Origin of the sequence: Enterococcus sp. AZ104 (assembly GCF_050546705.1) — a bacterium.
GTDB classification, from domain to species: Bacteria; Bacillota; Bacilli; order Lactobacillales; family Enterococcaceae; genus Enterococcus; species Enterococcus faecalis.
This window is the reverse complement of the sequence record NZ_CP172952.1, coordinates 1268320-1279770: the sequence shown is the minus strand read 5'-3', so window position 1 is coordinate 1279770 and position 11451 is coordinate 1268320. Positions and strand designations below refer to the sequence as shown.

Here is an 11451-nt window from a genome sequence, read left to right as displayed (position 1 = left end):
CTAAAAATTATTTATTTTCAATAAGTTTAAAACTTGACCATGGTTTCAAAAATTCTAATAAGAAACGTTCGTCATCAGAAATACGACCAACCACATTTACACGGCCATCATTTTTCATTTCTTTTAAAGCAATTTGTGTTTCCCCTTTGTATTGTCCATAGCCAACGTTGTCAATCAAGACATCGCCTCGAACAATATCTCTCGTTGTATGAGCTGGGAAAGGACGATCTTTATAGTAAACACGTGTCATTGTTGAACGCAAAACGTAATCAGAACGATCTCCACGATAACTGTGTAAGTTATCGAACAATGCAATTCTTTCATCTTCTGTGATTTCTGGTTCTGTATCCACTTTGATCGAAGGATACGGTGCATGAAAGGCTTCTGCCATTGCTGCTAATTCTGCTTCTGAGGCATAAGCATTTCCGACAGAAATATCATCGATTAATCCTGTTAAAACTAAATGCTTAACTTGCGTTGCAATTTCTAAATCGCGGTGGTCTTCCAAAGAACATAACCCATCTTGTGTCGGCCATGGTCCAAATGTAGCATCGTGTGAGTTCACAAACGCCATCGTATTTAAATTATATTTTCTAAATTTTTCTGAACAATAAACAAAATGCTCATAGCCTAAGCCTGTATAACGATGTGGATAGAAATTATGTGAGCCTAGTAAATTTTCTGTGTTTGGTGAGTAGGCCATAATATTATCTACATAACTTGTCCCTGAACTCATATTAATTTCAATTTTAATGCCATAAGGGTTTCTTGTCATATTCGCCTCTTCTTGCCCAGTAAAGCCAAGATCTAAACGAATACCGTAAGCGCCCATATCATGGAAAAATGATAAATCATCATAAGAGATGCCTAATTGTTCGAACAATGCAGGATTAATATCGACCATCACTTCCATACCTAATTGGTTGGCGTAATCTACGACTTTTTTAAACTCTGCTAATACCTTTTCCCGATCATCATTGATTTGCAATAAACTAGTAAAGACACGCTTAAAGCCGTATTTATGAGCCAAATCCAAATATGCTTTGTCCTTTTCAAATGTTGAACGTTCTGGATAAATTGAAATACCTAATTTTCCCATGTGATTGCCTCCTAAATTGTAAAACATAATAATGTATCTGCTTACATTGTAACAAAAAAAACAAAAGTGGTCTACACCTTTCCTATAGGAAATCTTATAAAAATTCCACTGGTTTGTTATCTTCTCTTTTGTTATGATAAAAAAGAACCTAATTGTCAGTGTGAAAGGAAGAGGAAAACAGATGAAACATAAGAAAATGCTTGCTGTTGCTTCAGTTGCAGCATTCACCTTGCTTTTAGCAGGCTGTAACACAACCAATAATAAAGGCACGACCGCAACGAGTGATTCTGTCGCTAAATCCAGTGAAAGCAAAACAAAGGATTCGGTCGACTTAAATTCACTAGATTTACCACAACTAGATGACAAAGTTGCCGAAGATCAAGACTTAGTCCAAATGGTTACTTCAATGGGAAATATTGAAATCAAACTATTTCCTAAACAGGCTCCAAAAACTGTCGAGAACTTTATGAAACATGCCAAAGATGGCTATTATGATGGCTTGACTTTCCACCGCGTCATCAATAACTTTATGATCCAAGGTGGCGATCCTAGCGGTGATGGAACTGGCGGAAACAGCATCTGGAATAAACCATTTGAAGATGAATTTTCAAACCAGTTATATAACATTCGTGGCGCGTTATCAATGGCGAATGCAGGACCTAATACTAACGGCAGTCAGTTCTTTATTGTCCAAAATACAGATGATCAATCTGATGGCCTTTTATATGATGATTATCCAAAAGCAATCATTGATGCTTACAAAAAAGGCGGCTATCCTTCTCTTGACAAAAAACATACTGTTTTCGGTCAAGTAACCAAAGGAATTGATATTGTCGATAAAATTGCCAAAGTCGAAGTTGGTGCCAACGATAAACCAAAAACTGATGTTAAAATTGAAAAAATCAATATTCTTCAAGAAGCAAAAAAATAACAAAAAGTCAGAACGTATCTTCAGCGTACGTTCTGACTTTTTGTTATTTTTGAATCGCTTGTAATGCCTTTTCTGGCACTTGGTCTTGATTGACCTCTTCATACGTATTGATGTGGGCCCCTTTATTTGAGACTTTTAGATAATGATCTGTTTTTAATTCATGGTCCGCTGTGAAAGTTATTTCTCGCGTTTTGCCTTCCTCATCTGCGGCTATTTGCGTATAACTAGCAATTCCATAGCCATTAACGCTATCGGCTTTCTTTGTTTTAACATACACATTTCCTTCTTTAACCAATGGATTTAATTGATCTAACACACCAGCTAATTCGCCAGAGTTCTTCTCTGCGTAAAACTTGGCCCCAAATAAACCACCACCAATAACAATTGCTGTCACCACTAAAAATTTAATAAATTTCATCACATAAATCCTCCCGAGTAATTATTCTCTGTTACTTCTTCCAAAGTATAGCAAGTTTTAAACAATCCTTCCTCGGGCGCAACGACCAGTTTTTCCTCAGACTTATGTCGTATTTTTGTTATTTTGAATAAATAACAAAACACTACTCTTCTATCAATAATTGACTTAATAATTGAATTTCTTGATTCTTAGTTAAGTCAATTGTTTTCATTGTAACCGCTGTGGCTAAACCTAAATAGATTACCACCATTTTAGGAAATAATTCGACAAATTTTCCTTTGTCCATTTGTACATATTTTTTATCCAATAATAAACGCTCTTCAAAAAAAGTTTGAAGCATTTGCTGCAATTCTTCTTCATAACCATGTGCTTTCATAAATAACGCCGTATAGATTTTTTGATGTTTTTGGGCAAATAATATAAAGTTCAGACCCAATGCAATCACTGGGTCTGAGGCACCGACATCTGCTTTATAAAATAATTGCATACGATGAAATAACGATTTAATTAAGGTTCGTTTTAAATCGTCCATGTTGACAAATTCTAAATAAATTGGCTGCGTAGAAATCCCCATAGCATCTGCAATATTTCTAGCAGTTAAATTAGAAAAACCTTTATCTACTAAAATTTTTTCAGCTACGTTTAAGATTTTTTCCTTTGTATATACCTTCGTTCTAACCATTTTCATACCCCTTTTCTCTTTTAGTTAACAATAACTTTATTATGTTCACACAAAAGAAAACCATTTTCATTATATATATAATATTTTACACTTTTTTATGCGTTTCTTTTCTCAAAATTTTCTATACATTTCGAAAAAATTGAGAATTTTCATCACCTATAAACAAATAGGTCCAGAACAAAAGGTCATCACCTTTTGTTCTGGACACTAAACGGCTGCACTCTTTATTCTTCTATTTGTTTGCCTTGTTCTTTGGCAAGCTCATTTTTATCATAAGCTACAAAGAACGGATAGTAAATCAAGATGGCCACTAGAATTAAAACAATATTCAAAACAGCAGCACGCCAATCGCCGCCTGTCGCCATAAAGGCGCCAATTGGTCCTGGTAAGGTCCAAGGAGCGGTAAAGACAACTTCACTTACTAAACCTAATTTTGTGGCAAACCAAGCAATCGTTGCTAAAACCATTGGTGCAAAGATAAAAGGAATCATTAAAATCGGATTTAAGACAATCGGTACACCGAAAATAACTGGCTCATTAATATTAAAAATAGACGGTGCTAAAATAGCTTTTCCTAGTTTTGAACCATATTCTGATTTTGCCCGGAAGGCTAATAATATAGCTAAACCAATTGTGGCTCCAGCACCACCAATCCAAATAAACCATTGGTAAAAAGGTTCTGCCGCAATCCGAGGTAATGCTTCGCCAGCTGCTTTAGCAGTCGTGTTTTCCTCTAATAGTTGTAGCCATAGAGGACGCGCCAACGATCCTACGATTGAAGCGCCGTGAATCCCAAAGAACCAGAAAAATGTGGTTAAAAAGACCAACAGCAAGACACTCAATAAAGAGTCCGCTGCTTGAACTAGTGGTCCTACTAAGTTCCCTACAAATGTGTGCCAATCAAAGCCTAAATAATAAGTGATTGAACCAATCAATAACATGACAATTAACGTCGGAGTCAACGATTCAAATGAACGAGCAACAGCAGGTGGAACGTTATCAGGCATTGTAATTTTGAACTTAGACTTATCTGTCACTCGATAGATTTCGACAGCAATAATTGACGTCACAATCCCGACAAACATCCCTGCACCACCCAAATTAGCCATTGGTAAAACAAACCCAGAAACGCCAGCTGCTTTACTGGCTTCTTCAGGAATCGCTACAGGTACTAATGTTAATAAAAAAGCAATCGTAGCCAAAATCCCTCCAGAGACTTGATCAAGATTATATGATTTCGCTAAACTAGCGCCAATGCCAAAAGTCGCATATAACGCCATAATGTACATTGTCATTCGGTAAGGCAATAAGATTGTAGCAGCATTACTTGTTAAAAATTGAGTAATGCCCCAAGATTCTGGTAACGGCGGAAACGCAATAATTAGAAAAAAAGAACCGACAATAATTAAAGGTAATGTCGCAATAATCCCATCCCGCACCGCACGTAAATGGCGCTGATTGGCAATTTTAGCCATTGGTCCAGCTAGATGATTTTCAATCCAAACAGTCAGTTTATCTAACATAAATAACACTCTCCTCTGTTTTTCTCTTAAAAAATAACTCCTTTAATCAGCCATAAATAAGAGATAAGCTCTAATAAAATAAGAGAAATTAAAAACAACCAAATAAAACGCTTACAAAAACCTGTTTTCGTTTCAATAAAATAATGACTATACGCTAACGCAAAAGCAATCCCAACAGGCAAAAAAATCATGGCACCAATATTAAACGGCAGATTGAAAGTCCATAATAAAACACTCGGCAACAGGACACCACATAAGAGCCCCATACTAAAAAGAAAACCGGCACTTTTAACTGAAAACTTAGGAACCATTGCTTGATTGTTTTCCATTTCAATTTCGCTCCTTTCGTTTGTTATTTTGTTACATTTAAAATTATAAGCTATTAAAAATATTATTTCAATCTATTCGCTGATTTAATACTAATTTTAAAATAAAAAACCAGTTCACTGAGTGAACTGGTTTTATGCTTATTCGACAAATTCAAATTCAAAATTACCAATCCGAACAATGTCGCCATCTTTCGCGCCACGTGCTCGTAATGCCTCATCGACACCCATACCACGTAATTGACGTGCAAAACGCATTACTGTTTCATCATGATCGAAATTCGTCATTTCAAATAATTTTTCTAATTTTTCACCAGATAAAACCCATGAAGCATCTGGTTCACGATCAATCGTAAATTCTGGACCTTCTGGTTGGAAGCCATAACGAATGGTTTCTTCCTCTACCACTTCATCTTCATATAATGGGAATTCAGGCGTTACTTCCAACAAGTCAGCTGTTGCATTTAATAAAGGTTCAATACCTTTACGAGTAACCCCAGAGATTGGGAAAATAGGTAGCTCATCAGCATACTCATCGGTGCGTTCCTTCGCAAGTTGCTCTTTAAATTTCGCTAAATTCTCTTCTGCTTCAGGCATGTCCATTTTATTGGCAACAATAATTTGAGGTCGCTCCATCAAACGTAAATTGTGTGAAGCCAATTCTTTATTGATTGCCAAATAATCTTCGTAAGGATCGCGTCCTTCCATGCCACTCATATCAATGACATGTAAAATGACACGCGTCCGTTCAATGTGGCGTAAGAACTGTGTTCCTAAGCCGACACCTTGAGAAGCTCCTTCAATTAAGCCTGGCAAATCTGCTGCAGCGAAGCTTCGACCGTCACTAGTAGTCACCATCCCTAAGTTTGGAACTAACGTCGTAAAATGATAGGCACCAATTTTCGGACGAGCGGACGAGATAACAGAGAGTAATGTTGATTTCCCTACAGAAGGAAACCCAACTAAGCCAACATCTGCTAAAACTTTTAATTCTAATTCAATTTTACGTTCTTGGCCTGGTTCGCCGTTTTCGGCAATTTCTGGTGCAGGGTTTCTTGGGGAAGCAAAGCGAATATTCCCACGACCACCGCGTCCGCCTTTTGCTACTACTAAGGTCTGACCATTCTCAATTAAATCTCCAATTAAGGCTCCAGTTTCTGCATCACGAACTGTTGTACCTGGTGGAACTTTGACAAGTAAATCTTCTGAACCACGACCGTGCATTCCTTTACTCATACCATTTTCTCCAGGTGTCGCCTTAAAATGACGATTAAACCGGAAATCCATTAATGTGCGTAATCCTTCTTCAACAACTAAAACAACGTCGCCACCGCGACCGCCATCACCACCAGCGGGACCCCCGTCTGGTACATATTTTTCTCTACGGAAAGCAACCATTCCGTCGCCGCCTTTACCAGCTTTGACATCAATCGTCACTTGATCTAAAAACATGGACATATAATTTGTCCTCCTATTCTACTTCTACTATCTTTAATCACCTCAAAAAGCGTGATTCGAAAGTCTTTATTATTGTATCGGGAAAACAACCGTTTGTCTAGCAATTCTAGTTAGTTATCGTTGGAAAAAGCAAAATTTCTCATGAATCTTTCGCTTTCTTTTTGTCGCTTCGCTATCAGTCTTTTGACAAAAAAATTTTAGAGGTTCATACTATAGATAGTTGAAGAAAATCACTTTTTCAGCAAGGGTCCAAAGAAACACAAACATCTAAAGGAGGAATTTTTGTTATGACAGTCAAAGTAGGAATTAACGGTTTTGGAAGAATTGGTCGTTTAGCCTTTCGCCGAATAAAAGAAGTTTCTGATGATATTGAAGTTGTGGCTATCAATGATTTGACTAGCCCAACAATGTTGGCTCACTTATTACAATTTGACTCTACGCATGGCACCTATCCTGGCACCGTGACAGCCACTGAAAATGGCATTGTTGTTGACGGCGAAGAAACCCGTGTCTACGCAGAACCAGATGCAAGTAAAATCCCTTGGGTTAAAGAAAACGGAGTAGACATTGTGCTTGAATGTACAGGTTTTTATACCTCTGAAGAAAAAGCACAAGCTCATTTAGATGCAGGTGTGAAACGTGTGGTTATCTCTGCTCCTGCAGGCGCAATGAAAACAATCGTTTACAACGTCAATGATGATACACTTGATGCCAACGATAAAATCATTTCTGCCGGCTCATGTACGACAAACTGTCTAGCACCGATGGCTTACTTCTTAAATAATGAATTCGGTATTGAAGTTGGTACCATGACAACTGTCCATGCCTACACATCAACACAAATGCTATTAGATGGCCCTGTTCGTGGCGGAAATCTTCGTGCGGCACGCTCTGCTGCAGACAATACTATTCCCCATTCAACTGGTGCTGCTAAAGCAATTGGCTTAGTTATTCCAGAACTTAATGGAAAATTACAAGGCCATGCCCAACGTGTTCCCGTTGTGGATGGATCTTTAACAGAATTAGTTAGCATTTTAAAAACAAAAGTAACAGCTGATCAAGTAAATGAAGCAATGAAAAAACACACCATTGATAACCCTTCTTTCGGTTATGATGATCGTGAAATTGTTTCTGGAGACATAATCGGCACGACAGAAGGTTCGATTTTTGACCCAACGCAAACAGAAGTAACGACAGCTGGCAATTTCCAATTAGTGAAAACTGTGGCTTGGTATGACAATGAATATGGTTTTACTTGCCAAATGATTCGCTTATTGGAAAAATTCGCTAATTTATAATGCCAATAAATAAAAAAACTGCCTTGCATAAATTAATGCAAGGCAGTTTTTTTAATGTTTACTTTGACAACTTTGACAAATACCATGAAAAGTTAAGCGATGATCTTTGACTAAAAAATGATACCGACTTTCAACAATTTGCTCTACTTCACCAAGCAAGTCTTCTTCCACTTCCTCAATTGTGCCACATTCTAAGCATAACAAATGGTGGTGAAAGTGTTTGGCGCCTTCTTTTCTTAAATCATAGCGAGCTAAACCATCGTTAAAGCTCACTTTATCAACGACTTTTAAGTCTGTTAAAATTTCTAGCGTTCGATAGACTGTTGCTAGACCAATTTCCGGACTTTTTTGTTTTACCAAGAAGTAAATTTCTTCTGCTGATAAATGATCTTTTTCATTTTCCAATAATACAAGTACGGTTGCTTCCCGTTGTGGTGTTAATTTAAAGCCTGATTCATGTAATTGTTTTTTTGTCTTTTTTAAAGCAGCAGTCGAATCCATTATTACAGCTCCTTGTTTAGAATGATTACAAATTAAGAAACTTAATTTATCAATCAAATTAAAATAATTATAAAAGAAATAACTGTAATTTGCAAGATATTCTCAATTAGCTACCTTAATTTTTTTCTTTTGATTGTTCCAACGAGCCAATTAGAATTGTTTTACCATCTTCTTGTTTAATTAATTTTTGTTTCATTAAATGGCCTAAGGCGCGTTTAAATTGAGCTTTACTAATGCCAAAGGTTTGTTTAATTTCATCAGGGCTTGATTTATCGGTGAAAGGAATTTGGTGATCGTTTGCTCTTTCTAAGAAAGTTAGAATCATTAACGCATCATCGCTGATTACTTCATGACTTCTTGGTTTTAACGAAAGATTCAATACGCCGTCCGGCCGCACGCCAATCACACGTCCCACTACTTTTTCACCTAAACGTGGTTCCTGGAATCGTTCAGAAGGATGGATAAATCCAATGTATAAATCATCAGTTAAAATATACGTTCCTGCAAGTTTCAGACGATACACATGCCCGGTTAAGTTTTGGTTTTGCATTTCAGCATTCCCACGTTTTGCCATTGCTTTAAAGACTTTTTCATCTGCTAATTCGCCCCAAATGCGGTCTTTACTGTCCACTTTTAAAGTAACCATTACTCGGTCTTCTTTTTTAGGCCAAAGTTCCCGCATGGTTGGTAATTCATCCAACGAAATAACGACATCTTTATCTGGTAAGCCAACATCCACAAAGACACCTAAATCACGTCTCGTTCCTGTGACAGTACCAAAGCCATAGCTACCAATGCGCACAGTAGGAATTGTAGTTGTCAGTGCTGGCTCTTGTTTTTGATTTAAATAACCAAACCCTTCTACAGCCTCCCCTATAGCATGCGTACCTTCTTCTTTTTTTAAACGGAATGTGATGCCATTTTTTTGAACAAAATAAAATTGTTCATTTTCATCGACCACAATGCCGGTAAATGTTGTTGCTAGTAATTCTCTCATTTATCATTAACTCCTCAAGGAAAATCAATCGAACAAAAGATTTCCGCTTTTGTTCGATTGTTTCTATTTTCTTTTATTGCCCTGCATTACGAGAAGCGTTCCCTTTGAACCAACCTGTTTTAGCATTGATTGTAACTAAATACATGTGAACATTTTTCTCTGTAGTGCCTTCTAATAATTTTGATTGATTGTTTGTTGCATAAAGATTGTAGTAACCTTCGCCATTCACAATTTTGGCAGGTTCTAAAGAATATCCGCCAGGAACCACATAGCCACGAGCAATCACTGTGTCTAAGACTTTTTCTTTCACACCTGGTGCCCATGTCCACGCTGGATTGCTACTATCAGCGATATCGGCAGCATCTGGCGCATAAAGCGGACTAGTGTAAACCCCGTCACTATTCGGCGCCGTGTAGCCATTCGCTTCTGTTTTTGCTGTTTCTTCCTTCTTAGCGTCCTCTTTTTTTGCGGCAGCAGCTTGTTTCGCTTGTTCTTCTGCTTGTTTTGCTTGCTCTGCGGCAGCTTGTTCTTCTGCAATTCTTTTCTGTTCTTCTTCAACCTTGGTTAACGCTTGGTCAGCTGTCGTGACTTGTTTGACCAGTTCTTTTTTCAGCTTATCACTTGTTACTTTATCTACTTCTGCCTTAGCAGCTTGATACGTGTCTCGATTCAGCTGATTGGTAGTTTTTCCATCTTTATAAATGACCTCAACCGCTTTTTTAGCTTTTTGTAATTGGTTGTATTGTTGGTTCGCTTGATCGATTGCTTGGTTCATCAATTGGTCAAATGGATCATTTCCTGTTAATTTCTTTACGGAAATTGGTTGATCAGCAGCTAGAATCGCCGGTTTCAACTCATTGCCATTGACAATCGGCGCCTCAAATAATTGGTTGATTTGTTGAATGGTTTGTTGCTTCTCTTTCAATGTTTGAATTTGTTTATTTAATTGAGAATACTCTTCTGAATCTTTAATTTCCGCGACTTGTTTTGAGAGTTTTTCTGGACTAACAGTCACCATATCGGGTTTAATAAAAACTTGCTCCTTCGTGGTATAAAAGGCTGCTAGTTCATCTTTCAGCGTATCTGTTTTCTTGGTTAGTGCCGCCGCCTCTTGTGCGGCAGCTTTTTGCGTTTGATCATGATACGCCCAAGCACTACCTCCAGCTAATAAAACAACCGCAAGCGCAACGAAAACTACTTTTTTTGATGGTTTCTTCGGAGCAGGCGCTGGTTGAGCATTCCCAGTTTCATTCATCGGTGGTATCACACCTGAATCTGAAACTTTTTCCTCGGTTGCATCAGCTTCACTTGGTGCTTCTAGCGACGCTGCACTTGTTAACCCTTCTTCAGAATCTGAAATGGATTCAGTTGGTGTTTCGGCTTGGGTTAATACTGCCTCACCGCTGTTTTCTAACTCTTGGGTCTCTGCTGTTTCTTCTAATGGATTTTCAGACATTTCTGTATCTGCTCGATGCGCTTGAATATAAGCTTGCAAAGTTTCGTTTGGTGTTACATCTTGATCTTCTATCGGTGGTTGTGAAAAAATTTCTTCTTCAGAAGTAGTAGAGATAACTTCAGTTCCTGAAATCTCTGTTAAAGCTTCCTCTTCTGACTTCACTGTCTCAGATACCTCAGCTGTTTCTGCTTCAACAGTAGTTGTTTCTTCTGTTGTTTCCTCTAAATTAACTGCTTCGTCCGTTGCTAGTTCTTCTTCTGTTGAATGAGTAGGCGTCTCTTCTGTCGCTGGTATCGACTCCTCCACCGAATCATGAGTCTCCTCACTAGCCCCTTCTTGAAGCGATGCTTCTAGACCAGAAACATCCTCTGAATCAGAGACTATTAAGTTATCTTCTGTCGACTCTTCTTTTTTGTCATCATTACTTTCTTCTTCTGGTGATTCGCCAAACAGTTCCATCACATGGCCTAAGCTCATATCTTTTAACTCAGACCACTCAATATTCTCATTTAATTGATCTTCGTGTTCTTCATTTTCCTGTGTTTCAAAATCTATATTTGTTGAAGTCGTTTCCGCTTCTTCTTTATCAACTGTTGTGTCAGTTAGTGAATAGCCACATGTTGGGCAGGTCGTTAATTCTGCATCGAATTCGTTCCCGCACTTCGGACATTTTTTTGTCATTCTTCCGCCTCACATTCTGCTAATATTCCATCACTTCTAATTTACCACAACTTGCGCCTTCTTCCAATAACTAGCAATGAC

11 protein-coding genes are annotated in these 11451 nt (G+C 37.8%); 2 read left to right on the top strand and 9 right to left on the bottom strand.

Annotation, left to right across the window (positions count from 1 at the left end):
- Window positions 1–7: 7 nt before the first annotated feature.
- The gene (locus IGJ37_RS06185) at window positions 8–1099 is read right to left on the bottom strand and encodes a DUF871 domain-containing protein (RefSeq protein ID WP_002360357.1); all 1092 of its coding nucleotides are present in this window, start codon (window positions 1097–1099) and stop codon (window positions 8–10) included.
- Window positions 1100–1280: 181 nt separating this feature from the next.
- On the opposite strand from IGJ37_RS06185, the gene IGJ37_RS06180 reads away from it, so the two are divergent.
- Window positions 1281–2030 (top strand): peptidylprolyl isomerase, encoded by a 750-nt coding sequence (locus IGJ37_RS06180; protein ID WP_325814803.1) that lies wholly within the window; start codon window positions 1281–1283, stop codon window positions 2028–2030.
- Window positions 2031–2073: 43 nt separating this feature from the next.
- On the opposite strand, the gene IGJ37_RS06175 is transcribed toward IGJ37_RS06180, so the two are convergent.
- From IGJ37_RS06175 to obgE, 5 genes are all read right to left on the bottom strand, one after another.
- A complete protein-coding gene (locus IGJ37_RS06175) occupies window positions 2074–2448 on the bottom strand; it encodes a YxeA family protein (RefSeq protein WP_002380282.1) in 375 nt (124 codons plus the stop codon).
- A gap of 142 nt (window positions 2449–2590) precedes the next feature.
- Window positions 2591–3136, bottom strand: a complete 546-nt coding sequence (locus IGJ37_RS06170; RefSeq protein WP_002365644.1) for a TetR/AcrR family transcriptional regulator — start codon at window positions 3134–3136, stop codon at window positions 2591–2593.
- A 218-nt stretch (window positions 3137–3354) separates the two neighbouring features.
- Complete coding sequence (locus IGJ37_RS06165) at window positions 3355–4653, bottom strand: PTS sugar transporter subunit IIC (protein WP_002363934.1); 1299 nt, start codon at window positions 4651–4653, stop codon at window positions 3355–3357.
- A gap of 26 nt (window positions 4654–4679) precedes the next feature.
- A complete protein-coding gene (locus tag IGJ37_RS06160) occupies window positions 4680–4982 on the bottom strand; it encodes a hypothetical protein (RefSeq protein WP_002357636.1) in 303 nt (100 codons plus the stop codon).
- Between the two features lie 138 nt (window positions 4983–5120).
- Complete coding sequence (obgE, locus tag IGJ37_RS06155) at window positions 5121–6437, bottom strand: GTPase ObgE (protein WP_104846096.1); 1317 nt, start codon at window positions 6435–6437, stop codon at window positions 5121–5123.
- 287 nt (window positions 6438–6724) lie between these two features.
- Between obgE and gap the strand changes: the two genes are divergently transcribed.
- Window positions 6725–7735 carry a type I glyceraldehyde-3-phosphate dehydrogenase gene (gene gap, locus IGJ37_RS06150; RefSeq protein WP_002394438.1) on the top strand — a complete coding sequence of 337 codons (1011 nt, stop codon included), beginning with the start codon at window positions 6725–6727 and terminating at the stop codon, window positions 7733–7735.
- Window positions 7736–7786: 51 nt separating this feature from the next.
- Here the strand turns inward: gap and IGJ37_RS06145 are convergent, their stop codons facing one another.
- The 3 genes from IGJ37_RS06145 to IGJ37_RS06135 all read right to left on the bottom strand — a co-directional run bounded on the left by IGJ37_RS06145 (window position 7787) and on the right by IGJ37_RS06135 (window position 11370).
- Window positions 7787–8236, bottom strand: coding sequence for a Fur family transcriptional regulator (locus IGJ37_RS06145; protein ID WP_002357640.1), 450 nt, complete (start codon window positions 8234–8236; stop codon window positions 7787–7789).
- A gap of 115 nt (window positions 8237–8351) precedes the next feature.
- Window positions 8352–9233 (bottom strand): CvfB family protein, encoded by an 882-nt coding sequence (locus tag IGJ37_RS06140; protein WP_002361792.1) that lies wholly within the window; start codon window positions 9231–9233, stop codon window positions 8352–8354.
- Between the two features lie 73 nt (window positions 9234–9306).
- Window positions 9307–11370 (bottom strand): cell division site-positioning protein MapZ family protein, encoded by a 2064-nt coding sequence (locus IGJ37_RS06135; protein WP_325814799.1) that lies wholly within the window; start codon window positions 11368–11370, stop codon window positions 9307–9309.
- Window positions 11371–11451 lie beyond the last annotated feature (81 nt).

Excerpts from the sequence above, each read along its gene's own strand:
- IGJ37_RS06185 (WP_002360357.1), bottom strand. The coding sequence starts at position 1,099 with ATGGGAAAATTAGGTATTTCAATTTATCCAGAACGTTCAACATTTGAA.
- IGJ37_RS06180 (WP_325814803.1), top strand. The coding sequence starts at position 1,281 with ATGAAACATAAGAAAATGCTTGCTGTTGCTTCAGTTGCAGCATTCACC.
- IGJ37_RS06175 (WP_002380282.1), bottom strand. The coding sequence starts at position 2,448 with ATGAAATTTATTAAATTTTTAGTGGTGACAGCAATTGTTATTGGTGGT.
- IGJ37_RS06170 (WP_002365644.1), bottom strand. The coding sequence starts at position 3,136 with ATGAAAATGGTTAGAACGAAGGTATATACAAAGGAAAAAATCTTAAAC.
- IGJ37_RS06165 (WP_002363934.1), bottom strand. The coding sequence starts at position 4,653 with ATGTTAGATAAACTGACTGTTTGGATTGAAAATCATCTAGCTGGACCA.
- IGJ37_RS06160 (WP_002357636.1), bottom strand. The coding sequence starts at position 4,982 with ATGGAAAACAATCAAGCAATGGTTCCTAAGTTTTCAGTTAAAAGTGCC.
- obgE (WP_104846096.1), bottom strand. The coding sequence starts at position 6,437 with ATGTCCATGTTTTTAGATCAAGTGACGATTGATGTCAAAGCTGGTAAA.
- gap (WP_002394438.1), top strand. The coding sequence starts at position 6,725 with ATGACAGTCAAAGTAGGAATTAACGGTTTTGGAAGAATTGGTCGTTTA.
- IGJ37_RS06145 (WP_002357640.1), bottom strand. The coding sequence starts at position 8,236 with ATGGATTCGACTGCTGCTTTAAAAAAGACAAAAAAACAATTACATGAA.
- IGJ37_RS06140 (WP_002361792.1), bottom strand. The coding sequence starts at position 9,233 with ATGAGAGAATTACTAGCAACAACATTTACCGGCATTGTGGTCGATGAA.
- IGJ37_RS06135 (WP_325814799.1), bottom strand. The coding sequence starts at position 11,370 with ATGACAAAAAAATGTCCGAAGTGCGGGAACGAATTCGATGCAGAATTA.